Annotated in this window: 21 protein-coding genes and 1 pseudogene; 14 read left to right on the top strand and 8 right to left on the bottom strand. The window is 71.2% G+C overall.

Translation table 11 applies throughout. The features are described from left to right. Window positions 1-144: 144 nt before the first annotated feature. From ACZ5OX_RS11585 to meaB, 3 genes are read left to right on the top strand one after another with little or no spacing between them, the layout of a single operon-like run. Window positions 145-2,013, top strand: coding sequence for a methylmalonyl-CoA mutase family protein (locus tag ACZ5OX_RS11585; RefSeq protein WP_465629719.1), 1,869 nt, complete (start codon window positions 145-147; stop codon window positions 2,011-2,013). Continuing rightward, the gene (gene scpA, locus ACZ5OX_RS11580) at window positions 2,010-4,247 is read left to right on the top strand and encodes a methylmalonyl-CoA mutase (protein ID WP_465629718.1); all 2,238 of its coding nucleotides are present in this window, start codon (window positions 2,010-2,012) and stop codon (window positions 4,245-4,247) included. Before ACZ5OX_RS11585 ends, scpA begins: the two co-directional genes overlap by 4 nt. Before the next feature lie 12 nt (window positions 4,248-4,259). Beyond that, entirely contained in the window at window positions 4,260-5,246 is a 987-nt protein-coding gene (gene meaB / locus ACZ5OX_RS11575; protein ID WP_449792803.1) for a methylmalonyl Co-A mutase-associated GTPase MeaB, read from the top strand. A 184-nt stretch (window positions 5,247-5,430) separates the two neighbouring features. On the opposite strand, the pseudogene ACZ5OX_RS11570 reads toward meaB, so the two are convergent. The 5 genes and pseudogenes from ACZ5OX_RS11570 to ACZ5OX_RS11550 all read right to left on the bottom strand — a co-directional run. Further along, window positions 5,431-5,718 (bottom strand): annotated as a pseudogene (locus ACZ5OX_RS11570) (ATP-binding protein); the annotation flags it as partial. 29 nt (window positions 5,719-5,747) lie between these two features. Further along, the gene (locus ACZ5OX_RS11565) at window positions 5,748-6,293 is read right to left on the bottom strand and encodes an HAD domain-containing protein (RefSeq protein WP_465629717.1); all 546 of its coding nucleotides are present in this window, start codon (window positions 6,291-6,293) and stop codon (window positions 5,748-5,750) included. 15 nt (window positions 6,294-6,308) lie between these two features. After that, on the bottom strand, window positions 6,309-6,983 hold the full coding sequence (locus ACZ5OX_RS11560) for a class I SAM-dependent methyltransferase (protein WP_465629716.1): 675 nt from the start codon (window positions 6,981-6,983) through the stop codon (window positions 6,309-6,311). Then, the gene (locus ACZ5OX_RS11555; RefSeq protein WP_465629715.1) at window positions 6,980-7,894 is read right to left on the bottom strand and encodes a phosphotransferase; all 915 of its coding nucleotides are present in this window, start codon (window positions 7,892-7,894) and stop codon (window positions 6,980-6,982) included. The genes ACZ5OX_RS11560 and ACZ5OX_RS11555 overlap by 4 nt, the downstream gene beginning before the upstream one ends. An 89-nt stretch (window positions 7,895-7,983) precedes the next feature. Next, a complete protein-coding gene (locus tag ACZ5OX_RS11550) occupies window positions 7,984-8,730 on the bottom strand; it encodes a hypothetical protein (RefSeq protein ID WP_465629714.1) in 747 nt (248 codons plus the stop codon). A gap of 572 nt (window positions 8,731-9,302) precedes the next feature. On the opposite strand from ACZ5OX_RS11550, the gene ACZ5OX_RS11545 reads away from it, so the two are divergent. The 4 genes from ACZ5OX_RS11545 to ACZ5OX_RS11530 all read left to right on the top strand — a co-directional run bounded on the left by ACZ5OX_RS11545 (window position 9,303) and on the right by ACZ5OX_RS11530 (window position 13,612). Beyond that, on the top strand, window positions 9,303-10,595 hold the full coding sequence (locus ACZ5OX_RS11545; protein ID WP_465629713.1) for a helix-turn-helix domain-containing protein: 1,293 nt from the start codon (window positions 9,303-9,305) through the stop codon (window positions 10,593-10,595). Between the two features lie 43 nt (window positions 10,596-10,638). Continuing rightward, window positions 10,639-11,826: a helix-turn-helix domain-containing protein gene (locus tag ACZ5OX_RS11540; protein ID WP_465629712.1), complete on the top strand. Its 1,188-nt coding sequence runs from the start codon at window positions 10,639-10,641 to the stop codon at window positions 11,824-11,826. A gap of 484 nt (window positions 11,827-12,310) precedes the next feature. After that, window positions 12,311-12,898 carry an RNA polymerase sigma factor gene (locus tag ACZ5OX_RS11535; protein WP_465629711.1) on the top strand — a complete coding sequence of 196 codons (588 nt, stop codon included), beginning with the start codon at window positions 12,311-12,313 and terminating at the stop codon, window positions 12,896-12,898. Continuing rightward, the gene (locus ACZ5OX_RS11530) at window positions 12,899-13,612 is read left to right on the top strand and encodes a hypothetical protein (protein ID WP_465629710.1); all 714 of its coding nucleotides are present in this window, start codon (window positions 12,899-12,901) and stop codon (window positions 13,610-13,612) included. 168 nt (window positions 13,613-13,780) lie between these two features. Here ACZ5OX_RS11530 and ACZ5OX_RS11525 read toward each other — a convergent pair whose 3' ends face one another. Together ACZ5OX_RS11525 and ACZ5OX_RS11520 are read right to left on the bottom strand one after the other, a co-directional pair. Further along, on the bottom strand, window positions 13,781-14,812 hold the full coding sequence (locus tag ACZ5OX_RS11525; protein WP_465629709.1) for a glycosyltransferase family 2 protein: 1,032 nt from the start codon (window positions 14,810-14,812) through the stop codon (window positions 13,781-13,783). 289 nt (window positions 14,813-15,101) lie between these two features. After that, window positions 15,102-15,704 carry a superoxide dismutase gene (locus tag ACZ5OX_RS11520; RefSeq protein ID WP_392880054.1) on the bottom strand — a complete coding sequence of 201 codons (603 nt, stop codon included), beginning with the start codon at window positions 15,702-15,704 and terminating at the stop codon, window positions 15,102-15,104. 196 nt (window positions 15,705-15,900) lie between these two features. Between ACZ5OX_RS11520 and tsaD the strand changes: the two genes are divergently transcribed. The 6 genes from tsaD to ACZ5OX_RS11490 all read left to right on the top strand — a co-directional run bounded on the left by tsaD (window position 15,901) and on the right by ACZ5OX_RS11490 (window position 23,378). Then, a complete protein-coding gene (gene tsaD / locus ACZ5OX_RS11515; protein WP_465630124.1) occupies window positions 15,901-16,938 on the top strand; it encodes a tRNA (adenosine(37)-N6)-threonylcarbamoyltransferase complex transferase subunit TsaD in 1,038 nt (345 codons plus the stop codon). 215 nt (window positions 16,939-17,153) lie between these two features. Then, window positions 17,154-19,433 carry a M9 family metallopeptidase gene (locus ACZ5OX_RS11510; protein WP_465629708.1) on the top strand — a complete coding sequence of 760 codons (2,280 nt, stop codon included), beginning with the start codon at window positions 17,154-17,156 and terminating at the stop codon, window positions 19,431-19,433. Between the two features lie 572 nt (window positions 19,434-20,005). Then, on the top strand, window positions 20,006-21,052 hold the full coding sequence (locus tag ACZ5OX_RS11505) for a cytochrome P450 (protein ID WP_465629707.1): 1,047 nt from the start codon (window positions 20,006-20,008) through the stop codon (window positions 21,050-21,052). Between the two features lie 83 nt (window positions 21,053-21,135). Next, on the top strand, window positions 21,136-22,251 hold the full coding sequence (locus tag ACZ5OX_RS11500; RefSeq protein WP_465629706.1) for a JmjC domain-containing protein: 1,116 nt from the start codon (window positions 21,136-21,138) through the stop codon (window positions 22,249-22,251). Window positions 22,252-22,308: 57 nt separating this feature from the next. Then, window positions 22,309-22,869 (top strand): DUF6193 family natural product biosynthesis protein, encoded by a 561-nt coding sequence (locus tag ACZ5OX_RS11495; RefSeq protein ID WP_465629705.1) that lies wholly within the window; start codon window positions 22,309-22,311, stop codon window positions 22,867-22,869. Further along, window positions 22,866-23,378: a histidine kinase gene (locus ACZ5OX_RS11490; protein WP_465629704.1), complete on the top strand. Its 513-nt coding sequence runs from the start codon at window positions 22,866-22,868 to the stop codon at window positions 23,376-23,378. Before ACZ5OX_RS11495 ends, ACZ5OX_RS11490 begins: the two co-directional genes overlap by 4 nt. Window positions 23,379-23,530: 152 nt before the next feature. Here the strand turns inward: ACZ5OX_RS11490 and katG are convergent, their stop codons facing one another. Continuing rightward, window positions 23,531-25,747, bottom strand: coding sequence for a catalase/peroxidase HPI (gene katG, locus ACZ5OX_RS11485; RefSeq protein ID WP_465629703.1), 2,217 nt, complete (start codon window positions 25,745-25,747; stop codon window positions 23,531-23,533). Window positions 25,748-26,036: 289 nt separating this feature from the next. Between katG and ACZ5OX_RS11480 the strand changes: the two genes are divergently transcribed. Then, window positions 26,037-26,450: a Fur family transcriptional regulator gene (locus ACZ5OX_RS11480; protein WP_449792963.1), complete on the top strand. Its 414-nt coding sequence runs from the start codon at window positions 26,037-26,039 to the stop codon at window positions 26,448-26,450. Window positions 26,451-26,849: the final 399 nt, after the last annotated feature.

The raw sequence follows: 26,849 nt of genomic DNA, 5'->3' as shown, positions 1-26,849 counted from the left end.
ACCCCTTCCTACCCCTGGCGCCCGCCGCCCCGGCGGCCGTGGCACTCGACGCCTCGGAGAGTGCTCGGATCACGGCCCGATCGAGGGCAAGGTCACACGGAATCCCCCTCCTGCGGCCCCGCGAACGGACGCTAACCTGCGCACATGAAGGTCCCGCCCGAAGGGCTCCCCCTCGCCACCGAGTTCCCGGCCGCGCACCGCGAGCAGTGGCAGCAACTCGTCCAGGGAGTGCTGCGCAAGTCCGGTGCCCAGCCCGAGGACGGCGCCGCCGCCGAGCAGGCGCTCACCACCCGACTCCAGGACGGGCTGAGCGCCCGCCCGCTGTACACCGCCGAGGACACCGACGCGGACCCGGGCTACCCCGGCTTCCCGCCGTTCGTGCGCGGCGGCCGGGCGCAGGGCTCCGCCGTGGCCGGGTGGGACGTCCGCCAGCGGCACGCCGACCCGGACCGCCGGCGCACCAACGAGGCCGTACTGGCCGACCTGGAGCACGGCGTGAGCTCGCTCTGGCTGGAACTGGGCGGTGCGGGCCTGCCAGTGGCGGCCCTGCCCGAGGCGCTGACCGGGGTGTACCTGGACCTGGCCGCCGTGGCACTCGACGCCGGGCCCGAATTCACCGACGCCGCCGAGCAGTTGTTCAAGCTGTACGAGGAGCGCGAGGTCTCCCCCGGCTCCGCCGCCGGCAACCTCGGCGCCGACCCGCTCGGCCTCCAGGCCCGCACCGGCGACGGCGCCCGCACCGACGCGCTGCTCGCCGAGGCCACCGCGCTGGCCGCCCGCTGCGCCGCCGGGTACCCGGGCCTGCGGGCGCTCACGGTGGACGCCCTGCCGTACCACGAGGCCGGCGCCTCCCCCGCCCAGGAGTTGGGCTGCTCGCTGGCCACCGGCGTCGCCTACCTGCGCGCGCTGACCGCCGCCGGGCTGTCGGTGGACGACGCGCTCGGCCAGCTGGAGTTCCGCTACGCCGCGGACGCCGACCAGTTCCTCACCATCGCCAAGTTCCGTGCCGCGCGCCGACTCTGGGCCCGCGTCGCCGAGGTCTCGGGGGCCGGCGCGGCCGGTCGGGCGCAGCGTCAGCACGCCGTCACCTCGCGGGTGATGATGACCGCCCGCGACCCGTGGGTGAACATGCTGCGCACCACCGTCGCCTGCCTGGCCGCCGGCGTCGGCGGCGCCGACTCCGTCACCGTGCTGCCCTTCGACACCGCGCTCGGCCTGCCGGACGCCTTCGCCCGCCGGATCGCCCGCAACACCCAGGCGATCCTGCTGGAGGAGTCCCACCTGGCCCGGGTGATCGACCCGGCCGGCGGCTCCTGGTACGTCGAGCAGCTGAGCGAGGAGCTGGCGCGGGCCGCCTGGGCCTGGTTCCAGGAGATCGAGCGGGCCGGCGGCCTGGTCGCCGCCCTCGCCTCCGGACTGGTCGAGGAGCGGATCGCCGCGACCTGGGCGAAGCGGTCCGTACGGCTCGCCAAGCGGCGCGAACCCGTCACCGGCGTCAGCGAGTTCCCGCACCTGGACGAGCAGCCGCTGGTCCGCGAACCGGCCCCCGCCGGGTTCGGCGGCGGGCTGCCGCAGGTCCGTCGCGCCGAGGCCTTCGAGGCGCTGCGGGACCGCTCGGACGCCCACGCCGCCGCGCACGGTGCCCGACCGAGCCTGTTCCTCGCCTCGATCGGCACCGCCTCCGCGCACACCGCGCGCACCACCTTCGCCGCCAACCTCTTCCAGGCCGGCGGCATCGCGACGGTCTCGGCCGAGTCCGTCGACCCGGCGGCCTTCGCCGAGGCGTTCCGCGCCTCCGGCGCGACCGTCGCCTGCCTCTGCTCCAGCGACGCTCTGTACGCCGAGCACGCCTCGCCCGTCGCCGAGGCCCTGAAGGCGGCCGGCGCCACCAGGGTGCTGCTGGCCGGACGGCTCGGCGAAGTACCCGCCGGAGTGGACGAGTTCATCTTCGCGGGAGGCGACGCCGTCGCCGTCCTGACCTCCCTGCTGGACCAGATCGGAGCCGCTCGATGATCCCCGACTTCACCGGAATCGGGCTGGACGGTGGCGCCGCCGGCGACACCGGCAACCCGGACGCCACCGGCCGCGCGGGCGTCACCGAGGAGCAGTGGCGGGCCGCCTGGCGCCAGTCCACCGGCAAGGACGTCGAGGAACTGCTCTGGGACACCCCCGAGGGCATCGGCGTCAAGCCGCTGTACACCGGCGCCGACCTGGCCGGCCTGGACTTCCTGGAGACGTACCCGGGCGTCGCCCCGTACCTGCGCGGGCCGTACCCGACCATGTACGTCAACCAGCCCTGGACCGTCCGCCAGTACGCGGGCTTCTCCACCGCCGAGGAGTCCAACGCCTTCTACCGCCGCAACCTCGCGGCCGGCCAGAAGGGCCTGTCGGTCGCCTTCGACCTGCCGACCCACCGCGGCTACGACAGCGACCACCCGCGGGTCACCGGCGACGTCGGCATGGCGGGAGTCGCCATCGACTCGATCTACGACATGCGCCAGCTGTTCGACGGCATCCCGCTGGACAAGATGTCGGTGTCGATGACCATGAACGGCGCCGTGCTGCCGATCCTCGCGCTGTACATCGTCGCGGCCGAGGAACAGGGCGTACCGCCGGAGAAGCTCGCGGGGACCATCCAGAACGACATCCTCAAGGAGTTCATGGTCCGCAACACCTACATCTACCCGCCGCAGCCGTCGATGCGGATCATCTCGGACATCTTCGCGTACACCTCGCAGAAGATGCCCCGGTACAACTCGATCTCCATCTCCGGCTACCACATCCAGGAGGCGGGTGCGACGGCCGACCTCGAACTGGCCTACACCCTCGCCGACGGGGTGGAGTACCTGCGCGCGGGCCTGGACGTGGGCCTGGACGTGGACGCCTTCGCGCCGCGGCTGTCGTTCTTCTGGGCGATCGGCATGAACTTCTTCATGGAGGTCGCCAAGCTGCGCGCGGCCCGGCTGCTGTGGGCCAAGCTGGTCAAGCAGTTCGACCCGAAGAACCCCAAGTCCCTGTCGCTGCGCACCCATTCGCAGACCTCGGGCTGGTCGCTCACCGCCCAGGACGTGTTCAACAACGTGACGCGCACCTGTGTGGAGGCGATGGCGGCGACCCAGGGCCACACCCAGTCGCTGCACACCAACGCCCTCGACGAGGCGCTCGCCCTGCCCACCGACTTCTCCGCGCGGATCGCCCGCAACACCCAGCTGCTGCTCCAGCAGGAGTCGGGCACCTGCCGGGTGATCGACCCGTGGGGCGGCTCCGCGTACGTCGAGAAGCTGACGCACGACCTCGCCGCGCGGGCCTGGGAGCACATCCAGGAGGTCGAGGCGGCCGGCGGCATGGCGAAGGCCATCGACGCGGGCATCCCCAAGCTGCGCGTCGAGGAGGCCGCCGCCCGCACCCAGGCGCGGATCGACTCCGGCCGCCAGCCGGTGATCGGCGTCAACAAGTACCGGGTGGACAGCGACGAGCAGATCGACGTGCTCAAGGTCGACAACTCCTCGGTGCGGGCCCGGCAGATCGAGAAGCTGCGCCGGCTGCGCGAGGAGCGCGACGAGGCCGCGTGCCGCGACGCGCTGCACGCCCTCACCCGGGCCGCCGAGGCCGGTTCGCAGCGCGGCGGCTCGCTCGACGCCAACCTGCTGCACCTGGCCGTCAACGCGGCCCGGGCCAAGGCCACCGTCGGCGAGATCTCGGACGCCCTGGAGAAGGTGTACGGCCGCCACTCCGGCCAGATCCGTACCATCTCCGGTGTGTACCGAGACGAAGCGGGCCCGTCGGCCTCCCTCCAGCGCACCCGCGACCTGGTCGAGCGGTTCGAGCAGGCCGAGGGCCGCCGTCCGCGCATCCTGGTCGCCAAGATGGGCCAGGACGGCCACGACCGCGGCCAGAAGGTGATCGCCACCGCCTTCGCCGACCTCGGCTTCACGGTCGACGTCGGCCCGCTGTTCCAGACCCCGGCCGAGGTCGCCCGCCAGGCCGTCGAGGCGGACGTCCACATCGTCGGCGTGTCCTCGCTGGCCGCCGGCCACCTGACGCTGGTGCCCGCACTGCGCGCCGAACTCGCCGAGGCGGGCCGGGAGGACATCACCATCGTGGTGGGCGGGGTGATCCCGCCGCAGGACTTCGACGCCCTCCACGAGGCGGGCGCCGCGGCGGTCTTCCCCCCGGGGACGGTCATCCCGGACGCGGCGTACGACCTGCTGAAGTCCCTGGCGGCCGACCTCGGCCACGAGCTGTGATCGCCTGATCCCATGCCTCCGCGGACGATCGACCTCGACAGCTACGTGACGGGCGTCCTGGACGGCTCGCGCGCCTGGATCGCGCGCGCCGTCACCCTCGTCGAATCCTCCCGGCCCGACCACCGCGCGCTCGCGCAGCAGCTGCTCCAGCGGCTGCTGCCGCACGCGGGCGGCGCGGTCCGGGTGGGCATCACGGGCGTGCCCGGTGTCGGCAAATCGACCTTCATCGACTCCTTCGGGACGATGCTGACCGGCCGGGGCCACCGGGTCGCGGTGCTCGCCGTCGATCCGACGTCCAGCCGGACGGGCGGCTCCATCCTGGGCGACAAGACCCGGATGGAGCGCCTGGCCGTCGACCCCGCCGCCTTCGTCCGCCCGTCCCCGACCTCGGGGACACTGGGCGGCGTCGCCAAGGCCACCCGCGAGTCGATGGTGGTGATGGAGGCGGCGGGCTACGACGTCGTGCTGATCGAGACGGTCGGCGTCGGCCAGTCCGAGACGGCGGTGGCGGGAATGGTCGACACCTTCCTGCTGCTCAGCCTGGCCCGGACCGGCGACCAGCTCCAGGGCATCAAGAAGGGTGTGCTGGAGCTCGCGGACGTCATCGCCGTCAACAAGGCCGACGGCCCGCACGAGCGGGACGCGAAGGCGGCGGCACGCGAACTCGCTGGGGCACTACGGCTGTTGCAGGCCCCGGACGCGGCGTGGACGCCGCCGGTACTGACGTGCAGCGGGCGCGACGGCGCGGGCCTCGACGTGCTGTGGGAGCGGCTGCAGCAGCACCGCAAGGTGCTGGACGCCACCGGCGCCCTGGCCGCGAAGCGCCGCGACCAGCAGGTCGAGTGGACCTGGTCCATGGTCCACGACCAGCTCTACGCCCGCCTCCACGAGAACAGCGAGGTGCTGAGGTTGGCCCCCGAGTTGGAGACCCAGGTCCGCGCCGGCACCCTCCCCGCCGGACTCGCCGCCCAGCAGATCCTGGACGCCTTCTTCGCCTGATCCGCAGTACGAAGGTCGAGCGCCGTGCCCCACCCCTGCGTGAGGCCCGGCGTTTCGCGGGTTTCGGGGTACTCGAACCACACCACCTTGCCCACCTCCACCGGGTACCACCCCCACGCATCCGCGAGCGCCTCCACGAGTAGCAGCCCCCGCCCACTGGTCGCCTCCTCCCCGGCGCACTCCCGCTCCGGCGACTCCACCCCCCCCGGTCAGCCACCTCCACCCGCACCCGCCCACCGCGCCAGCGGACGGAGACGACACACCGCTCCCCCGTGTGCACCAACGCGTTGGCGATCACCTCGCTCGCACACAACTCCAGCTCCTGAAGCGCGGTTTCGGAGAGCGGCACACCCCACTCCCGCACGATCGCCACCACCAACCGCCGCGCCGCCGGCACGGCGTCGGCTCCCGGTGGCTCCTCCCGTTCCAACGGAACCGGGAACCGGGCGTTGCTCAAGGGACTGACGACCATGGACGTCAGGCATCCCGCCTTCCCATGCATCAGACCGCCCTCTCATTCACACGAAGAGCGGCAGCCCACTCCAGTGCGCTCGTGATGTGCTCCGACTGGATGCCGACACGCGGATCCGGCTGGATCAGTAGGGTCGGATTTCCGAATGCGCTGCGATCGGCGGCCCACCTGTGATCCAGCGGCGTGAAGTCGTCGTCGATCCAGACGGCTGGAGCGGTGGCCAACCAGTCCGCGACATGGTTCCGCTTCCAGAGGTAGCCGTCAGGGTGGCTCGTGGTGATCTGCAGCCTCGGCAGGTCGATGTGCTCGAAGTCCGGCACATCGAGCAGCGGAGCGACGATGCGGCGGGCGTCGAATCGCCAGCTGGTGCACCACACGGGCCGAATGAGGCCGGAGTTGATGACCTCGGTGATCAGCGCGCCGTGGGTCGGGTTGAGCCAGACCCAGAATGGCCCGGCCACGTCGTCCGTGTGAACCTGGAAGCGGGCGTGGGTGGTCGGCGTGCTGCCATCGGCGGCGGGGAACGGGATGAGGACGCCGTCGATGTCCAACAGCAGGAACGGGGTGGCAAGCACTACTACCTCCGGGTGTCAGGGCTTCCGTGCGGTGATGAGGAGAGTGGTCGGCCAACGTGCGCCGACCGGAGCGCGGAGGTTGTGCACTCCGGTGACGAGCAGGCCGGCGCGGTTGAGGGCACGCACCCAGGCAGCCGAATCGGCGTCCCAGCGCTTCACCACGGCCTGGGTGCCGTCGGGCAGGGTCATCTGGTCACAGGTGCGGGGATCCACCGGAATGGCGCCGGTCCGCTTCGGGTGAGGAACAGAAAACGCGAGCACGCCACTGCGGTCGAGGCTGCGGGAACATGCGTAGAGGAGCTTGTACGGCTCAGCCGATCCGATCGCACCAAAGACGGACACGATGGCGTCCAGCCGGAGCCGGTCACGGTTGAGGTAGGCACTCGCGGTGGAACAGACGAAGTCGACTCCGGTGTGCCCGTAGTAACTCGTCGCCCGGTGGATCTGGCCACGGGAACTGTCGACCCCGGTGACCTGAGCACCGAGGCCGGCCAGGTGCGCGGCGTTGTGGCCGGGGCCGCAGCCGAGGTCCACGATTCGCCGCCCGCCCAGTTCCTCGCCCAGGATCTCGGAGCCGGGACCGACGCCAGGTCGTTGAGTCCACTCCATCCGATCAGGCGCCGTCAGCAGCTGCGGCGCCGCCCCAGCGAGGCGCTGGGCAGCGTGGGCGTCCCAGAGGTTCACAGTCACGCTTCCAGAAGACGGACGGCCGTGGTCAGGTGCCGACGGACGACGTTGACGTAGAGCGGGTCGTCCTGAGGGTTGTTGATCCACTTGATGGCCTGCTCCATGAACCACTCGCTGGCCCACACGCGGTGCCAGCCGAGAGCCCACTGCTCGGCGGACAGGCCACCGCGTTCGGCAAGCGTGTCCTTCGGGCCGCCGGTGGCGACGTAGGCCGCGATCAGCCTCCGCAGTCGGGCGGGATCGGGGTCGCCGATGGTTCCGTGCCAGGAGGCGAGGTCGAGCAGGCCGGGGCCGGTGAATGCGCGGGCGAAGTCGAGCAGGCGCCAGCCGTTCTCACCGATGTGCAGGCTGGTGGGGTGGAACTCGGAGTGCACCCAGCCGAACGGGGCCAGATCCGCACCGCCCGCACGCTTGGAGGCTGCAAGGGCGAGCGCTTCAAGCATCGCCGTGATGTCTGTGGTGCCCTCGGTCCAACGGCCGTTCTCGCGCAGACGGCGAAGGTGCCCGAGCGCCCGGGAGGGCAGGGCCGCGAGCGCTTCCTCCCCGAGTTCCGACAGGGACTCGGCCACGGGAGCCGCATGGAGGGCGACGGCGGCCACGACGCCATCGACGTCGCCCGCCTCTCGGAGCGGCTGGCCCAGGTCCTCGATGATCATGCCGAGCGTGCCTTCCCGGACGATGGAACCGATGATCTCCGGCACCGGGATGCCCGCGCTGTTCGCCGCCAGAAGGATCCGGTCCTCGCCATCGAACGGCTCGACGGCGTACTTGTAGACCGCGGTACGTCCGTTGTCGAAGCGCAGGCGTTCAACTCCGGACATGCCCCACACGCGCACCGGCTCCCGGGCGGGCGCGGGGTGTCCGGTGCTGAAGCAGAGACCGGTAAGGATGTCGGTGACGAGCTTGTTGTCCACGAGAGGCAGTTCCGTTCTGGTTGGTAGGGGGCTGGCAAGATCCGGGGCGGCAGCGCGCTTGCCGCCCCGGATCGACGTCAACGCAGGGCTCAGGCGACGGTCACGCGGTAGGAGTCGACCTGCTCGATCCACTCCGCCTTCATGTCGGCCAGCTCGTCGCGGAAGCGGGCCATGGAGGCGCCGTAGGGGGCGACGACGCCACCGGACTGGTCGGGGACGGACTGGCAGCCGTGGACGAGCCGGCCGCCGAGCGCCGTATGGGCCTTGATGCCCTCGATCCGGCGGTGCTCGTTGAACCAGCCGCCGTGGTAGACCTCGTCGAGCATCTGACCCTCCGCCTCCGAGAGGTCGAAGACCACGCCGGTGGCGGAGGGGAAGAACCAGCACGGACCGACGTTGCTGATGTGGCCGTCCAGCTCGACCTTGTTGAGGGCCATGAACGTGGCGGCCTCGCGGAGCATCCGCAGGTGCTCGCCGGTCACGTTCGGCAGACCGAGGCCGGCCAGGTGCTCGTCGCGGAACAGGTACGAGTAGACCTGGTGGGCGATGGCCAGCACCTCGCCCGCGTCGCGGGTCGAGCGCCCGTGGGTCTTGATGAACTCCAGCGCCAGCTGCTCGACGCTGGCCTCCTCGGTCTCGTCCACGCCCAGCAGGCCGTCCCGGACGGTCTGCCAGTCGATGACGAGCCAGGAGCTGGCCTCGAACCGGAAGAAGTACCTCTCCGGGTCAAGGCCGATCTGCTTGCCGTCCACGGTGATGCCGGGCAGACGGTTCCAGCGCGGGTCGAACGCCTCGGGCAGCTCGACGGTGATCGTCGCGGTGTCGACGGTGGTCACCTGATTCTCCGTTCCGGGTCGCGGCACCGGGTCAGTGCCGATTGGCTTGGCCTCGCCCCTGAGACGTCGGAGAACCGATCGCTCAGGGCAGCCGCTGACTACGGTGGCGCCTCTGGCCGGACGCTTCCATGCCGCGCCGCGGTCTCCCACATACACGAGATGCATAGATCGACGGACACCAACCGTGTTGCTTCATATACTCTTGGTAGGGGATGTCGGGGCTAGCGGATCGGGCGGCGAACGTGTCGATCAGGAACGGACCCGCGCTCACGTGTCGCCGGTGCGGTGCGCGGCTTGCTACGGATCGTCAAGCTGCCTTCTGCTCCCCGTGCCAGGCAGTAGGTCGCGCCCAAGTCGGCCCTCAGCCGCCGAACCTTCCAGTCGAGTTCTGGACCACACAAGCACTCCTTGCAGCTTTCCAGGACCGTCACATCGGTCGGGTGTTGCGTGCATTCCGACTCCACCAACACCACCGGGCGGAGTACGGCCCGCGCGGTGTTCCCCAGAGTGTCGTCGGCCAGTGGCTGAGTCTCACACAGGCGCAGATCAGCCGAATCGAGACCGGTCCCCCTGTGACCGACCTGGTCTCCCTCATCCACTTCGCACGCGTGTTGAACATGCCGACCGAACGGCTATGGTTCAGCATTCCCGAGAAGGCATCCGAGGCACGAGTGGAGCCGTCCGTAATGGATGAGCTCAACTCACCTGCAAGCGAAGTGGTTGCCAGCCAGGACTCTTGGCGCACCACTCGCCAATACCTCAACACCCATCGTGCGCAACTCTCGCAAGCTGCCGGCCTGCTTTATCCCGCAGGGCTTCGCGTACCAAACACTGCACTGTTGATGCCACCGCCATGGACACCTCCGGTGCCTGTGCTCCTTCATCGCGTGCTCCTCAAGTGGGTAAACGCCGCACCGAAGGCGCCGTTGGTCGAGGGTAGAGAGGTCGAGGCTCACCAGACCTTGCCCTTGTACAGCCCCAGCCGATCGTTCGAGCGCTACACCCAGGCGATTCGATACATCGACGCACCGACGTTGTTCGAGAATCGCCCGAGCTACCGGCTGACCGGAGTCGAGTGGGATCAGGACGGCGGCGGCGAGCTCTCCTTCGGGTTGGCCACTTACTTCGACAAACTCGATGTCTGCGAAGCTATCGGGCACGAGTTCGCTTCCGCCACGAGAGAGAACTCCGCCCACTGGGCCCGCCTACCGCTGCGGCGGTTGCTGAGCGATCCGTTCGACCTGGAGTTGCGGGCGGTTACGCCAGCCATCACCACACTGTTGTTGCGGGTACGGGCCTCTGGTGAGGCACGGTTCATGCTCCACTGGCGCGATCCACGCAAGGTCGCCACGGCCGGAGGCCTCTACGACACCATTCCGGCCGGAGAGTTCCAGCCCAGCACAATCACCGGGAATCCGGCTGGCAGCGACTTCGACCTCTGGCACAACATCGTCAGGGAGCTCAACGAGGAGCTACTGGGTGCACCTGAGTACGACGGATCCGGCAGCCGACCGCTGGACTATGATCGCTGGCCGCTCTACCGTTCGCTTGAGCGGGCTCGCCGAGACGGGCAGCTCCGGGTGTACTGCTTCGGCGTCGGCTGTGATGCGCTCACGTTGGCAGCGACCATCCCCGGCGTGTTAGTGATCAACGACGATGTGTTCGAGGAGCTCTTCGGCGAAGTGGTACGGACCAACGCCGAAGGGATTACGGTCACCAGGTGGAACGGCCAGGACACTTCGTCCGGCATCCCCTTCACCGAACCGAACGTCTCCCGATTCATCAGGAACGAACCCATGGCGCCGCCGGGCGCGGCATGCTTGGCTCTGGCCTGGAAGCACCGCGACCTGCTGCTCAACTCGTAACCAGTTTTGAACCGTCACTCCCGGTATGCAAACAAGGAGCATCGTGCTCAGCACGCCCGCGGCAGATGATCCGCCGAGTTCCATCAACAGTGCCGAACACTGGCGGCAGGTTCGAGCCTTCCTGAACGAGCAACGGTTCGCCTTGACCGGTCGGCTCCTGAACGAGAGCCCACCGGAGCACCGGGTCCCGGGCACGCCGCTGATCGCTCGGCAGCACTGGATCCCTGAGCGGCCGGTGCCTTTGGAGCGCGTCCGGCTGCGGTGGCGGCCGGACGCGCCGGATGGCCTCCTGGACGGGAGCGAGCCGGAGCTCGACCACGTCCGGCCTCGTCGGGCGGATGGCACTACGTATCTTCATTACGCGGATGCCGTCCGGGAGCTGGCCAAGCCCAAGTTGTTCGAAAACCGTGGCTGCTACCGCCTCTTGGACGTCGATGCTTCCACGGCCGAGCCCGTGCTGACCTTCGGGCGCGGGCAGTACTTCGACGTCATCAACATCTGCGAGGCCGTCGCCCACGAGTACGCGTCGGCCGCCCTGGCGGGCCCGGACCGGCACACGCCGTTCCGGGCCGCCATCGCCGATCCGACCGACCTTGCCCGACGCCCCGTCATGGCGGCCACGAGCACACTCACCATCCGGCACGACCGCCACACCGGCGAGGCGGAGTTCGTCCTCCACTGGCGTGACCCCGAGAAGGTCGCCAGCGGCGGCGGGCTCTACCAGGTGATGCCAGTCGGGATGTTCCAGGCCTCGCACGACGCACCGTGGAACGAGGCCAACGACTTCGACCTGTGGCGTTCCATCCTCCGTGAGCTAAGCGAGGAACTCCTCGGCTTCACTGAGGACTACGGAAGCGACAAGTCTCCCATCGACTACGCCTCTTGGCCGCTCAACCAGAAACTCACCGCTGCACGTGAGGACGGCACCCTACGCGTGTTCTGGCTGGGCCTCGGGATGGATCCGCTGACCTACGTCACCGACATGCTCACCGTGGCCGTCTTCGACGCCGAGCTGTTCGACGAGACGTTCCGACGGATCATCTCCACCAACGATGAAGGCCGTCGGGTCGGGCTGGACGACGCCACGGGACGCTCGACCGGCATTCCCTTCACCGCGGATCAGGTGGATCGCCTCACCAACACGGAACCCATGCAGCCCGCCGGTGCGGCGCTCCTTCGCCTGGCCTGGCGGCACCGGCACGTACTCCTGCGGCCCCTCGCCGCCGGATAGGCGGCCGTCAGGTGCACGAGGCCCACAGCAGTGTATGAAGGCCGCGAAGGATGCCGCACCTTCGTGGACGCCCTCGTGGGTCTCGGCGACATCGTGGGTCCTGCCGCCCCGCTCGGGCGGGGCGATGAAGGAGTAGAGGTAGCCCTGGTGGGCCATGAAGACGACGCAGTCGTCGAGGGACTCGCCGGGGGCCGCTTCCGACAGGATCTCGCGGGCGCTCTCCTTGGTGCCCAGGATCTCCGGGAAGGCGTACGTCTTCCCCGCAGCGCGTGGAACCCGCCGCCGGCGAGGGCCACTGCTTGAGCACGCCTTCCGGGTCTCGCACGAGCGACGATCCCGGACGTTCCAGTGACGGCAGACATGGCGTCACGTCACGTGACGTCCCTGAGGGCTCGGGCCCCGAAGTCGATTCAGGTTCGGATGTAACGCTCCTGTCGTGCGTCGCCAAGAGGAGATGGGGGGACGGACGGACAAGGGAGTCGATGTGAGGAAACCGCCGGACAACGGTCTGGTCGCGCGGATCGGTGAGGATCCGGAGGCGTTCGAGGCCTTCTACCGTGAGCACGTGCAAGCGGTGCTGCGGTACGCGACCCGGCGGACCAGGGACCCGCACGCCGCGGCCGACCTGGTCACCGAGGTCTTCCTCGCGGCGATCTCCGCCGCCGGCGGATACCGGCCGCAGCTGGGCACGCCGATCGCCTGGCTGCACGGCATCGCCCGCAACGTGGCCGCGTCCCAGGAACGGCGCGCGGCGCGGATCTGGGTGGCCGAGGGCCGGATAGCCGGCCACCGGCTGCTGGACGGCGATGACATCGCACGGCTGGAGGAGCGCATCGACGCCGAGCGCGCCTCGCGACAGCTGCTGGAACGCATCGCTCTGCTGCCGCGCGGGCTGCGGGAGGTGCTGGAACTGGTGGCGGTTGACGGTCTGAGCGTCTCCGAGGCCGCCAAGGCACTCGGTATCAGCACCGTGGCTGCCCGGGTCCGGCTTCACCGGGCTCGCAAGGCCCTCCAGCAGCCCGGCACCAATCCCGAATCCTCTCCGTCCCCCTCGTCCCTTGTGGAGGCCTGAATGAACGCCGAACGCTTCGAGGAGCGGTTGATGCACGAGCTCAAGAACCATGTCCAGCAGCGGGCGGAGAACCCGCACCCCGACCAGTCGGCCACGGCCCGACCCCGCCGTGGCGCCCGCGTGCGCTGGCTCCCGGTCGGTCTGGCCTCGGGTCTGGCCGCCGCCGTGGGAGGCGTCGCCCTGACCGTGCTGCCGAGCCAGCCCGCGGCCGCCTACACCCTGCAGAACGACGGGAACGACCTCGTCAAACTCACCATCGTCAACCCGGCCGGGAAGATCGACCTGGGCAAGCTGCAGAAGGACCTGGACCGCATCGGCGTTCACAGCCGCGTGCTGGCCGGTGACCCCGACTGCGCCACCCCGTGGGGCAGTCCCGACCCGTCCGCGTCCCCCAACCCGTCCTCGTCCTCCTCCCCGAACCCGCAACCGCCCCACAACGAAACTCCGCGCTCGGCCCCGCCCGGTTCGGCGACCCCCTCCCCCGACAGCACCAGCCTGCCGGCCGACGGCTGGGACATCAGTGGGGAGGACGGCAAGACCGTTCTCTCCATCCGCCCCAGCAAGATCCCCGCCGGCAAGCTGCTCATGGTGGGCTTCCCCCTCGCCAAGACCGACCCCTCCCACGCCTACGGCGTGATCATGTCAGGTCTGCTGGACGGATCGGGCCCGGACTGCCTGCCGGCCCCGCCGCCCGGCACCGTTCAGTTCCAGTAGAGCCATGACTGTGTCCACGGTCGTCTCGCGGCCGTACTGACCACCGTGTCGGCCGCTCCGGCCGCGGCGTCATCCTCCGCCGCGGCCGGAGCGGCGGAGGATGACGCGTGTCGGCGACCGGCCCGCGGGTCCGCGGGCCGGTCGCGGCGGATACGGCCGTGGCCGGCCTCAGCGGCGGCCGACGGCCTGGCGGGTGCGGCGCACGGCGCCGTGGAGGCGCTGGAGGGCGACGAAGCGGTGCATCCGGCCGGCCGTCGTCAGGCCGTACTTGAGGCGCAGCTGAGGGCTGAGGCCGGCCTGAGCCTCGGGGCCGATGGCCCGCAGGAGGCGGCTGACGTGCTGCTGGTAGGCAGCGCGGTAGGCGTGGTCGCCGTCGGGGACGGTCCAGAAGAACATCGGGATCTCCTCGGCCAGGCAGTTGCGGTCGTAGGCACGCAGGTGGTCGGCGAAGACGGGCTCGGGGCGGGCGAGCAGCCATTCGCGGACGAGTTCCATCGAGCGGACCCGGTCGACCAGCCCTCGCGGGTCGGTTTTCTTCTGGGTGATGGAGAGGTCGCCGTCCTCGCGTACGCGCCAGTGGTAGATCGGGTCGGCGAGCACGTCGACCTGCTCGGCGAGGAAGTGGTGGGGCACGCTGACCGGGGCGTCCTCGTACAGGATGCCCTCGGGGTAGAGCAGGCCCGCGCCGTCGAAGAAGGTGCGCCGGTAGACCTTGTTCCAGGCGGTGCGGTCGGTGACCAGGGCGGGCAGTTCGCTGACGTGGGTGCGCAGCCGGGTCTCGCGGAACGGGCGGCGGTGGCCGTGCGAGGGGCTGAGGCCGGTGGTGCGCAGCCGCAGGGCGTTGCCGGCGGCGAAGTCGGAGCCGGTCCCGTCCAGGGTGTCGATCATCAGCTGGTAGGCGTGCGGCGGCAGGGTGTCGTCGCTGTCGACGAAGGCCAGGTACTCGGTGCCGGGGGTGAGGTGGCGCCAGCCGGTGTTGCGGGCGGCGCCCAGACCCTGGTTCTCCTGGCTGACCAGCCGGAAGCGGGGGTCCCGCTCGGCGTGGGCCTTGGCGATGGCCGGGCCGTCGTCGGTCGAGCCGTCGTCGACCATGACGCACTCGAAGTCCCCGAAGGTCTGCGCCGCGATCGAGTCCAGGCACTCCTGGAGGTAGCGCTCGACGTTGTGGATCGGGACGACGAGGGAGAGACGCGGGGCCATCGGGCGCCCTTTCGCTCGGCGGCGGCAACCGCGGCTGCGGCGACGGCGGTGGCGGCGCAGCGGCGGCGACGCAGCGGACAGGGCCGGGAGGCCGTTGCCGGCCGGTCACCGGCGGTGGTCCGAGCGAGCGTAGGGAGGACACGCGACCGGCAGGCGAACGACGGATGGCGTCCGGCCTGCGGCGGGGTGCACCGGCTGTGTCGGGCGTCAACTCCCGTACCGGACAGGCACGGCAGGGGTCGGCCCCGGACCGCCCGACCGGTCCGGGGCCGACCGTCACCCGACGGGGTCAGGCGCTCTTGACGGCCGCGAAGCGGTCCGACACGTCCTGCCAGTTGACGACGTCCCACAGGCGGGTGACGTAGTCCGGGCGGACGTTGCGGTACTGCAGGTAGTAGGCGTGCTCCCAGGCGTCGAAGGCCAGCAGCGGGGTGGTGTTCTGGCCGACGTTGCCGTGGTGGTCGTAGACCTGCTCGACGATCAGGCGCTGCCCGAGCGGCTCCCAGGACAGGATGCCCCAGCCGGAGCCCTGGACGCCGGTGGTGGCGTTGGTGAGCTGCTTCTTGAAGGCCTCGAAGCTGCCGAAGTGCTCGGTGATGGCGTCGGCCAGCTCGCCCTCGGGGCGCTCGCCGCCCTCGGGCGAGAGGTTCTGCCAGAACAGCGAGTGCAGCACGTGGCCCGACAGGTGGAAGGCGAAGGTCTTCTGCAGGCCGACCAGGCCGCCGAACTGCTCCTTGTCGCGGGCCTCGGCCAGCTGGTCGAGGGTGTCGTTGGCGCCCTTGACGTACGCGGCGTGGTGCTTGGAGTGGTGCAGCTCCAGGATCTCGGCCGACATCGCCCGCTCCAGCGCGGAGTAGTCGTACGGGAGGTCGGGAAGCGTGTAGGTGCCCATCAGGACACGGCCCCTTTCGGCGGGTTGAACCGCGTTGGACGGCGGTGGAGGTGTGATCGTGCCGGGACAACACTATTGCGTATGAGTTGCAAGAACGAAGCATGGGCTCCTGCTTATTCCTCACATCGCGTCGGGCACAATGGTCGTCGTTCCGTGTAATGACCGACAAAGGTGAGTGACTGTGACAGGGTCGCCGGTGGTGCTGGGCATCGAGTCCTCCTGCGACGAGACCGGCGCGGGCCTGGTGCGCGACGGCGTGCTGCTCGGACAGGCGGTGGCCTCGTCGATGGACGAGCACGCCCGCTACGGCGGGGTGGTGCCGGAGATCGCCGCCCGGGCGCACGTGCACGCGATGGCGCCGGTGGTCCGGGAGGCGCTGGACCGGGCCGGACTCACCCTGGCGGACGTCGGCGCGGTCGCGGTGACCGCCGGCCCCGGACTGGCCGGGGCGCTCCAGGTGGGCGTGGCCGCCGCCAAGGGGTACGCCTTCTCGCTGGGCGTCCCGCTGTACGGCGTGCACCACCTCGCCGGGCACGTCGCCGCCGCCACCCTGGACGGCGGGCCGCTGCCCGACCCCTGCGTGGTGCTCATCGTCTCGGGCGGCCACACCTCGCTGCTGCTGGTGCGCGACCTGGCCCGGGACCCGATCGTCCACCTCGGCGACACCCTGGACGACGCGGCCGGCGAGTGCTTCGACAAGGTCGCCCGGATCCTGGGGCTCCCCTACCCGGGCGGTCCGGCGATCGACCGGGCGGCGCGCGAGGGCGATCCGACGGCCGTCCGACTGCCGCGCCCGCTGACCGGGCCGCATGACGACCCGTACGCGTTCTCCTTCTCCGGCCTGAAGACCGCGGCCGCCCGCTGGGTCGAGTCGCAGCGCGAGCCCCGGGTGCCGGACGCGGCGGCCGCGCTGCAGGAGGCGATCGCGGACGTGCTGACCCGCAAGGCGGTGCGGGCCTGCCTGGACCACGGGATCGGCACCCTGGTGGTGGTGGGCGGGGTCGCGGCCAACTCCCGGGTGCGGGCGCTGGCCGAGCGGCGGTGCGCGGCGGCGGGGATCGCGCTGCGGGTGCCGCCGCTGCGGCTGTGCACCGACAACGGCGCGATGGTGGCGGCGGTCGGGGACCTGCTGGTCCGCGCGGGTGCGGAGCCGGCCCCGGCGGACCTGTCGGTGGATCCGTCGGCGCCGCTGGAGTTCGCGGCGCTCACGCCGTCGGCACGGTCGGCCGGCTGACCTATCGTCCGTTCTGACGACGCGCCACGACGACGCGTTCCGACACGCATTCCGACGCGCTCCGGCAACGTTTCGGTCTCGCCGACCGGCAATCCGTTCTTGGGGGCTTCCCTCCACGTTCAGGCTTGTGCCATTTTACATGTCACACAGCAAGGCCCGTGCGCCCCACACAGCACGGCCGCCCCCACCCTCAACGGCCCCGGAGGCCCCCACAGATGCGTCCCTCCTCGATGGCGAAGGACGGCGTGCGCAGGCTCCCCGCGCTCGGCACCGCCCTCCTCCTCTCACTCGGCCTGTTCGCACCGGCGGCCCACGCCGCCGGAGCCCCCTCGGCCACCCCGGCCGGCAAGCCCGCCACCTCGGCCGGGAAGGCCGCGCCCCGCACGATCCCCGTGCCCAAGTCCCCCGACACCCCGCAGGACGACCGGCCGCTCGCCTCGGACCCGCAGGCCAAGGCGACCGCCCCGACGGCGGGCAGCACCGTCGGCGCCGCCAAGTCGGCCCGGTCGTTCTCGGCCGCCGCCGCCTGCGACGTCTCCGCCTTCACCGGCAAGTCCGGTGCCGCGCTGGTCCAGCAGGTCAAGGGCTCCGGGCTCGACTGCGTCAACACGCTGTTCCGGCTCACCGGCAACGACGCCAAGGGCGCCTTCAACGAGGCCCAGATGGTCACCGTCGCCAACGCCCTGCGCGACACCGCCGCCACCTACCCCGGCGACAACTCCACCTCGGCCGGGCAGTTGGTGCTCTTCCTGCGGGCCGGGTACTACGCGCAGTGGTACAACAAGGACGCCGTGGGCCCGTACGGCGACAGCCTCAAGACCGCCATCCGCGGCGCGCTGGACGCCTTCTACGCCGCCCCGCACAGCAAGGACGTCACCGACGCCAACGGCGCCACCCTCGCCGAGGCCGTCACCCTGATCGACAGCGCCCAGGAGAACGCCCGCTACACCGGCGTCGTCAAGCGGCTGCTGAACGACTACACCGGCAGCTGGCCGGCCGCGATGACCACCGCCGTCGCCAACACCGAGACCGTCATCGAGCGCGGCTTCGACCTGCCGGAGTTCGTCTCCGCCCTCCAGGCCGACCCGTCCTTCGCCACCACCGCGGCGTCCTTCGTGACCCGCAACAGCGGCCTGCTCGACGGCGGTGACCTGGTCACCAGGATCGGCATCCAGCTCGGCAACCTGGTCGCCCACGACGAGCTGCGCGCCCAGGGCCGGCCGATCCTCAAGGACCTGATCAACCGCTACCCGCTGGTCGGCAACACCGGTCCGCTCACCATGAACCTGCTCTGGTTCACGGAGAAGAAGGACGAGGGCAACTGCTCCCTCTACGGCACCTGTGACGTGCCCGCCAAGCTCGTCCCGCTGGTGCTCACCGTCGACCACACCTGCAACGCCAACCTGCGCATCCGCGCCCAGGACATGACCGCGCAGCAGCTCGCCGACACCTGCACCAGCCTGGTCAACCAGGACGCGTTCTTCCACAAGATCGTCAAGGACAACGGCCCGGTCGCCAACGACAACAACACCAGCCTCGAGGTCGTCGTCTTCGACGACTACTACAACTACAGCCTGTACGCCTGGGAGATGTACAAGATCGACGTCGACAACGGCGGCATGTACGAGGAGGGCGACCCGGCCAAGGCCGGCAACCAGGCCCGCTTCATCGCCCACGAGGCCTCCTGGCTGCGCCCGCAGTTCCAGATCTGGAACCTCAACCACGAGTACACCCACTACCTCGACGGCCGCTACGACATGTACGGCGACTTCGAGGCCGGCATGACCACCCCGACCATCTGGTGGGTCGAGGGCCTCGCCGAGTACGTCTCCTACAGCTACCGCGGCGAGCACTACGACGCCGCGGTCGCCCAGGCCGGCAAGGGCACCTACGCGCTGAGCACCCTGTTCGACACCACCTACGACAACTCGGACTCCACCCGGACCTACAACTGGGGCTACCTGGCCGTCCGCTACATGCTCCAGTCGCACCCGGACGACGTCACCGCGGTGCTCGCCAAGTACCGGGCCGGTGACTGGAACGGCGCCCGCGCCCTCCTGAAGACCACCATCGGCACCAAGTACGACGCCGACTTCGCCACCTGGCTCAAGGCCTGCGCCGCCGACAACTGCGGCACCCTGCCCACCGAGCAGCCCAAGGCCCCGCTCTGCACCGCCGCCGACACCCGGCAGTTCGACAAGAACTGCCGCCGCGACGGCGTGGCCGCCACCACCGGGAACTACAGCTACAGCTTCCTGTACCTGCCGGTCGGCGTGCAGCAGCTGACCATCACCACCAGCGGCGGCACCGGCAACGCCGACCTGTACTACAACGGCGGGGCCTGGGCCTCCACCGGCTCGTACCAGGCCAAGTCCACCAACGGCGGCAACGGCGAGACCCTGACCATCACCAACCCGCCGTCCGGCTGGGTGTACTTCAGCCTCTACGGCCAGCAGGGCTTCGGCGGCGTGACCGTCACCACGACCTACAACTGATCACCGTGCTCGACACCTGACCGTGCTCGACACCTGACCGACCGCGCCGTACCCGTCGTACGCGCAGCAGGGCCCCGCGGCTTCGCGGGGCCCTTTCGCGTTCCCACTCCGCGCCCCACCTTGATTTCCACGGGTTATAACGATTCGACCATCGAATAGACCGCTAACAAGGCGCAGAGATCGCATAATCCTCTGCGGAAGGGGTGTCCGAGCGGCGATCTTTCGGTTAGGGTCCATGACAGATGAACGCGTTCGGCACCCGGCAACGGAATGCCGAATAGCTCGGACGGCCCGGGTGCGGCATTCTCGCCGCAGCCGCAATCACCGGAATGGAGACAGCCATGAAGATGATCAAGACGCTCGTCAAGAAGTTCAAGAAGAACGAGGACCTCGCGAACCACGCGTGGGTGCTGCACGTCATCTGACGTGGTCGGCCGTCGGCGGGAGCGAGGGTCGGCCACGTCTCCCGCCGGCGCCGCGGCGCGTCCGGAATTCCCCGCGCGCCGCACCGAACGCACCTCCCAGGCATTTCCCGGGCATTTCGCATTGGAGGCCGAATTCCCATGGAAGAAATGGCGACGGCCACCGCGCGCAGCCGTACCGTCGTGTTCGCCCCGACGATTCGGGACCTGCTGGCCAGGGACGAGAAGGTCTTCCGGATCGACCCGGCCAAGGTCGGCGTCTCGGACTCCCGACTGATGGCCGAAATCGTCGCGGCCCGCCCCGTGCTTTCCACCGAGCGATCGGTCTACAAACCCGCCGCGGGCGCCGAAATCCCCCACGACAGCGCGACCCGGACGATCCGGGCGCTGGGCCAGGACGCCGTGGCGGGCAGCCGCAAGCCGCCGCCCCCGGCCCGCGGGATGGCCGGCGCCTGGCCCTACGCGGGCACCTCCTACCTGCGCCGCTGGCTGTTCTCCGGCGACCCGCTGCCCGTCTCGCTGCTGTCGAAGCGCGGCGTGACCCGCTCCGACACCCTCTCCCGGCTCGTCGACCGCGCCGCCACCCGCTGGCCCGGCTCCGCCGAGCAGGACGGGCGCACCGCACTGGCCGGGCTGATCCGCGACGCCGACGACCCGCTGGACCGCCGGCAGGCCGTCGCGATGTACCGGCGGGCGACGGCCACCCTGTGCGACGGCGTGGCCGCGCTGACCGGCAACGCCCTGTGGCTGATGGGCCCGGAACGGGACCGGCCGGAGCAGCGCGCCGACCTCACCGCCATCCTCTGGGAGACGCTGCGGCTACTCCCACCGGCGTGGATGCTGTACCGCAACGGCGGCGCGGCGTACACCGCCCTGCACCCCGAGATCCGCCCCGAGGACGACGTCGCGCTCTTCCCGCTGCTGATGCACCGCCACCCCGACTACTGGTCCGACCCGCTGGAGTTCCGCCCCGAACGCTGGGACGGCGTCACGGACCCGGAGAAGGCGCCCGCGTTCATGCCCTTCGGCTTCGACGGCGCCCGCTGCTGGGCCAAGCACCTGATCGTGCCGCTGGCCGAGCGGCTGCTGACCGTCGCCCTGGACAACCGGCTCACCGTCCGCGGCCCGCAGCAGGAGGCGCAGGTGCCGCTGCGCTCCCTGCTCTCCGTACGGTTCGAGGCGCAGGTCGGGGCCTGACGCCCGGCTCGTAGAGGACCCCTGGGGCCCCGCGCTCCCGCGCCCCCGCGCCCCGGAACACCCCTGACACCACGGGACACACCATGGAATCGCCCACGCTGGCCGACTGGGTCGGCGACGTCCGGAGCTTCGCCGAGCGCCAGTGGCAGCGCGAGCCCGCGCTCTTCCCCCGGGAGAACTCGGCGGCACCGGAGGCCCCGAATGCCCCGGCGGCCCCGAAGGCCCCGGCGGCACCGGTGGCTCCCGCGGCCCCCGCCTCGCCGTTCGACCTCGACGAACTGGACGCCGCCTTCGACGGCGGGCTGCTGCGCACGCCCTACCTGGAGATGGTCCGCTCCGACAAGGTCACCATCCCGCCCGAGGCTTTCACCACCTCCCGCGTGGTCAACGGCGTCACCCACCACGGCTTCGCCGACCGGGCGCGGGTCCTCGCCCAGCTGCGCCGCGGGGCGACCCTGCTGCTGCGCTGCGTCGACCAGTGGCACCGCCCGACCGGCGACCTGGTGGCCCGGCTCTCCGAGGAGCTCGACCGGCGGATAGAGGCCTTCTTCTTCGTCACCCCGGCCGGCGGCCAGGGCCTCGCGGTGCACCGCGACGACGCCGACGTGTTCGTCCTCCAGGCCGCCGGCCGCAAGACCTGGTACGTCCACGACGCGCCGACCGCGGCCGACTGGCGGCTCGGCGAACTGCCGGACGACGAGCGCTCCCCACTGCGGCTGCACGGCGTCCTCGAACCCGGCGGCGTGCTCTACATCCCGCGCGGCTTCGCCCACCGGGCGGTCGGCGCCGGCGGCCTCTCCGCCCACCTGTCGCTGACCGTCCGCGACCTCTCCGTCCAGGATCTGCGCGCCGCCCTGGAACGGCAGTTGGCCGAGGGCCTCGACCTCCCGGCCCGCCCGCTCGGCGAGGCCGCGATCACCGCCGCCTGCGCCACCCTGCTCGACCACGCCCGGGCCCGGCTCGCCGCGCTCGGCCCCGAGGACCTCCTGCGCGCCGCCCGCGCCGCCCGGTCGGTCCGGTCCGACCGGGCCGACCAACCCGACCGGGGCGGCCCGCCGATCGCACCGGCGCCGCCGGAGAGCCTCGCCGAGGCGGCCCGGTCCTGGGAGTCCGGTGCGCCCGCCGCCGGACGCACCGGACCGTCCTCCCTCGGCCGCACCTGGCGCAAGCTGCGCGACGCGGCCCGCACGGGGGCCTGACGGGCCGTCGCACCCGGCGTCGTCGCGCCCGGCGTCCGGTACGACAGCCTGCCCGGCATGCGATCCGGTGATCAGATGGACATGCCGCCCAAGCCCGTCCTCCCGGACATCGCCGCCGCCCGGACGATCGGCCCCGAGGCCGCGGTGGCGGCCCGCTGGGAGAGGACCGTCCGGAACCGGGAGGGGATCGAGCGGGAGTACGGGCACGGCCCCGGCAGCTACCACGACGACCTGGTCCGCCTGCTCAGGGCCGCCCGCTCCGAGCCCCGGCTGCGCCGGCTGTTCCCCTGGACCAGCCACTGGACCAGCCACCACAACCTGCACTTCAGCCTGTCGACCACACCCCGTGGGCCGACCGGGGCCTCCCGAACGCCCATCCGCAGGAGGGCGGCGGCTACCCCGTCGGCCGGTGGGACGAAGCCGGCGAGCGCGTCAGCGCCGCCACCCCGGAGGAGACCGACGCCCTGCTGGTCGAACGCCTCCGGCGGACCTCGGGCCGGTGTCCAACCGCCCCGCCGACGAGCAGCGCTGAGGAGACCGGGGTGGCAGCGCCCCGCACCCCGGGCCACGATGGAGGCCCGGCCACCACCGGCCCCGGCCCCGATCGGAGCGCGATGAGCGAGCAGCACAACGTCGTCCTGCTGACCTTCCCGGACGCCGGTGCCTGGCGCCCCGCCTTCGACGAGGCGCAACGCCTGCCGGGCCTGCGGATGGTGGCCGCGATGGAGCGCAGCGCCGACGGCCTGCTGGAGGTCAAGGACACCTTCACCCGGGGCGCCGGCCTGACCACCGTCGGCTCCGGCGCGCTGGGCGGCCTGATCGGACTGCTCGGCGGGCCGGTCGGGGTGCTGCTGGGCTTCGCGGCGGGTGCGGTGATCGGCAACGCGGCCGAGGAGCACCAGGCGAGCGAGGGCGGCGCCGGGCTGATCCTGCTCTCGCCCCGGGTGCCGGACGGCGGCGCGCTGCTCGCCCTGGAGGTCAGGGAGTCCGTGCCGGGCCCGGCCGACGAGCTGGCCGCCCGGCACGGGGCCTCGGTCGAGCGGATCGACGCCCACGACTTCACCGAGCAGGTCCGGGCCGCCGAGAAGCGGGCGGAGCAGCAGAGCACGGACGAGGACTCCTCCTGAGCCCACCAGGACCGGGCAGCACCACCCGGCACGGGCAGGACCACGCGAAACGGGCGGCGCCGGGTGAGGTCCCCCGGCGGGAGCCCGTAGCGACGGCGGGAGCCCGGAGGTGGCGCCCCCGGGCTCCCGCCGTCGCCGTCAGTCGACCGGCATCACGCGAGGTCGAAGCGGTCCGCGTTCATGACCTTGACCCAGGCCGCGACGAAGTCCTCGACGAACTTCTCCTTGGCGTCGTCGGCCGCGTACACCTCGGCGATGGCCCGCAGTTCGGCGTTGGAGCCGAACACCAGGTCGGCGCGGGTGCCGGTCCAGCGCACCCGGCCCGACTCGTCCCGACCCTCGAAGGTGTGCCCGTCCTCCGAGGTGGCCTTCCAACTGGTGCCCAGGTCCAGCAGGTTGACGAAGAAGTCGTTCGTCAGCACGCCCGGGGTGGAGGTGAGCACGCCGTGCGTGGACTTGCCGTGGTTGGCGCCCAGCACGCGCAGGCCGCCGACCAGCACGGTCATTTCGGGCGCGCTGACGCCCAGCAGGTTGGCCTTGTCGAGCAGCAGGTACTCGGCCGGCAGTCGGTTGCCCTTGCCGACCCAGTTGCGGAAGCCGTCCGCCTTGGGCTCCAGCGCGGCGAAGGACTCGGTGTCGGTGAGTTCCTGCGTCGCGTCCACCCGTCCGGGCGCGAACGGCACCTCGACGGCCAGGCCGGCCGCCTTGGCGGCCTGCTCGACGCCGACGCCGCCGGCCAGCACCACCAGGTCCGCGAGCGAGACCTGCTTGTCGCCGGCCTGCGTGTTGAACTCCTGCCGGACGCCTTCGAGGGCGCGCAGCACGGTGGCGAGCCGGTCGGGCTCGTTGACCTCCCAGCCGGCCTGCGGCTGGAGCCGGATGCGGCCGCCGTTGGCGCCGCCGCGCTTGTCGCTGGAGCGGAAGGAGGAGGCGGCGGCCCAGGCGGTGGAGACCAGCTCGGACACCGACAGGCCGGTGGCGGCGATCCGCCGCTTGAGGTCGGCGACATCGGCCGCGCCGATCTGCCGGTAGGTGGCCTGCGGCAGCGGGTCCTGCCAGAGCAGGTGCTCGGCGGGGACCTCCGGGCCGAGGTAGCGGACCACCGGGCCCATGTCGCGGTGGGTCAGCTTGAACCAGGCGCGGGCGAAGGCGTCGGCGAACTCCTCCGGGTTCTCCAGGAAGCGCCGGGAGATCGGCTCGTAGACCGGGTCGAAGCGCAGCGAGAGGTCGGTGGTGAGCATGATCGGCACGTGCCGCCTGCTCGGGTCGTGGGCGTCGGGGACGGTGCCCTCGCCGCCGCCGTCCTTGGGCTTCCACTGGTGCGCGCCGGCGGGGCTCTTGGTGAGCTCCCACTCGTAGCCGAACAGCGTCTCGAAGAAGCTGTTGTCCCAGGTGACCGGGGTGGGCGTCCAGGTGCCCTCCAGGCCGCTGGTGATGGCGTCGCCGCCGACGCCGGTGCCGAAGGTGCTCCTCCAGCCGAGGCCCTGCTGCTCGATCGGGGCGTCCTCCGGGGCCGGGCCCACGGAGTCGGCCGGGCCGGCGCCGTGGGTCTTGCCGAAGGTGTGGCCGCCGGCGATCAGCGCGACGGTCTCCTCGTCGTTCATCGCCATGCGGTAGAAGGTCTCGCGGATGTCGCGGGCGGCGGCGATCGGGTCCGGGTTGCCGTTGGGGCCCTCGGGGTTGACGTAGATCAGGCCCATCTGGACGGCGGCCAGCGGGTTCTCCAGCTCGCGGTCGCCGGTGTAGCGCTCGTCGCCGAGCCAGGTGGTCTCGGGGCCCCAGTAGACGTCCTCGTCCGGCTCCCACTCGTCGACCCGGCCGCCGCCGAAGCCGAAGGTCCGGAAGCCCATGCCCTCCAGGGCCACGTTGCCGGACAGGACGATCAGGTCGGCCCAGGACAGGGCGCGTCCGTACTTCTTCTTGACCGGCCACAGCAGGCGGCGGGCCTTGTCCAGGCTGGCGTTGTCCGGCCAGCTGTTCAGCGGGGCGAAGCGCTGCTGGCCGCCGCCGGCGCCGCCGCGGCCGTCGCTGATCCGGTAGGTGCCGGCGCTGTGCCAGGCCATCCGGATGATGAAGGGGCCGTAGTAGCCGAAGTCGGCCGGCCACCAGTCCCGCGAGGTGGTGAGGGCCTCCTGGATGTCCCGCTTGACGGCCGGGAGGTCGAGGGTCTTGAAGGCCTCGGCGTAGTCGAAGTCCGCACCGAGCGGATTGGCCACGGCGGGGTTCTTCGCGAGGATCTTCAGATTGAGCCGTTCCGGCCACCACTGGCGGTTCCCGCCGCCCTGGGTGGGGTGCGGCGCCCGCCCGTGGTTCACCGGGCAGCCCTCCGCGTTCGCCTCTACGCCGGTTGCATCGTGGTTGTCAGACATGGGAATCCTTCCCTCACAAGGCGGATCACGGTGTCTTCTCTGCTACCTACGGCACCTACTGCTGCTGTCTGGTCCTGGTGCGTCACGTGTTGCCACTGCTCGCCGTTGCGCACGGCAGCGACGGGAGTCACGTGCTGCTGCTACCCAGGCTAGCGCCGGAGCCGATCCTACGATGGACGGAATCCAAGTCAAGAATGACACCAAAGCCATATCCGATCGGGATCCGGAAGGCACCGGATGTGAATTGGTAAACTCCGGTCCTCCCCTTGACCTGAATAGGTGAACCGATATGAGTGACCTGCTGGAGCGGCTGCGCGGGCGCGGCTGGCGCCTCACCTCCCAGCGGCGTGTCGTGGCCGAGGTCCTGGACGGCGAGCACGTGCACCTGACCGCCGACGAGGTGCACGCCCGGGCGGCGGAGCGCCTCCCGGAGATCTCCCGGGCGACGGTCTACAACACGCTCGGCGAACTGGTCGCCCTGGGCGAGGTCGTCGAGGTGGCCACCGACGGGCGCGCCAAGCGGTACGACCCGAACGCGCACCGCCCGCACCAGCACCTGATCTGCACCGGTTGCGGCGCCATCCGCGACGTCCAGCCGCGGGGCAATCCGCTGGCCGACCTGCCGGCCGAGCAGCGCTTTGGGTTCGCCGTGTCGCAGGCGGAGGTCACCTACCGGGGGCTGTGCCCGACCTGCGCGGGCTGATCGCCCCGGCGGTCGGCCCCATGGTCGGCCTGATGGTCCGCCCGGACGGTCGGCCCGCCGGCCCTTTCGCGGGCGCCGTGCGGGCGCGTGCCCGGCTCCGTCGGCGGGCGGCAGTGGCTGGTATGTCGTGATGATGGACGTATGCATGCACAGGCGGATCACGAACCGGATGACGCCCGCCACCGGGAGTTCGGGGTCACACCGCTGGGCGCCGCGGTGCCCCCCGCGGCTGTCGGACTCCCGCCGCCGTCCGGGCGGACGCTCCCCGGCACGCTGACGGATCCGCCGTTCGCGGGGCCGCGGCGGTCCGCTTCGCCCGCCCGTGCCCGGCCGGTTCCCCGCAGTTCCTCGTTCGGCCGGGCGCACCGTCACCGGAGCGCGCGGTGAGGCTCCCGGGCT

This window comes from Kitasatospora sp. NPDC032121 (assembly GCF_055580145.1).
The sequence above is the reverse complement of the archived record's forward strand: the minus strand, read 5'-3'. Positions and strand labels throughout refer to the sequence as shown.

What these genes read in the sequence shown, in the direction of transcription:
- ACZ5OX_RS11490 (WP_465629704.1), top strand. Translation starts at nt 22,866, where the DNA reads ATGAGCGAGCAGCACAACGTCGTCCTGCTGACCTTCCCGGACGCCGGT.
- ACZ5OX_RS11585 (WP_465629719.1), top strand. Translation starts at nt 145, where the DNA reads ATGAAGGTCCCGCCCGAAGGGCTCCCCCTCGCCACCGAGTTCCCGGCC.
- ACZ5OX_RS11520 (WP_392880054.1), bottom strand. Translation starts at nt 15,704, where the DNA reads ATGGGCACCTACACGCTTCCCGACCTCCCGTACGACTACTCCGCGCTG.
- katG (WP_465629703.1), bottom strand. Translation starts at nt 25,747, where the DNA reads ATGTCTGACAACCACGATGCAACCGGCGTAGAGGCGAACGCGGAGGGC.
- ACZ5OX_RS11525 (WP_465629709.1), bottom strand. Translation starts at nt 14,812, where the DNA reads ATGGCCCCGCGTCTCTCCCTCGTCGTCCCGATCCACAACGTCGAGCGC.
- ACZ5OX_RS11530 (WP_465629710.1), top strand. Translation starts at nt 12,899, where the DNA reads ATGAACGCCGAACGCTTCGAGGAGCGGTTGATGCACGAGCTCAAGAAC.
- ACZ5OX_RS11510 (WP_465629708.1), top strand. Translation starts at nt 17,154, where the DNA reads ATGCGTCCCTCCTCGATGGCGAAGGACGGCGTGCGCAGGCTCCCCGCG.
- scpA (WP_465629718.1), top strand. Translation starts at nt 2,010, where the DNA reads ATGATCCCCGACTTCACCGGAATCGGGCTGGACGGTGGCGCCGCCGGC.
- ACZ5OX_RS11500 (WP_465629706.1), top strand. Translation starts at nt 21,136, where the DNA reads ATGGAATCGCCCACGCTGGCCGACTGGGTCGGCGACGTCCGGAGCTTC.
- ACZ5OX_RS11505 (WP_465629707.1), top strand. Translation starts at nt 20,006, where the DNA reads ATGGCGACGGCCACCGCGCGCAGCCGTACCGTCGTGTTCGCCCCGACG.
- meaB (WP_449792803.1), top strand. Translation starts at nt 4,260, where the DNA reads ATGCCTCCGCGGACGATCGACCTCGACAGCTACGTGACGGGCGTCCTG.
- ACZ5OX_RS11495 (WP_465629705.1), top strand. Translation starts at nt 22,309, where the DNA reads ATGCGATCCGGTGATCAGATGGACATGCCGCCCAAGCCCGTCCTCCCG.
- ACZ5OX_RS11480 (WP_449792963.1), top strand. Translation starts at nt 26,037, where the DNA reads ATGAGTGACCTGCTGGAGCGGCTGCGCGGGCGCGGCTGGCGCCTCACC.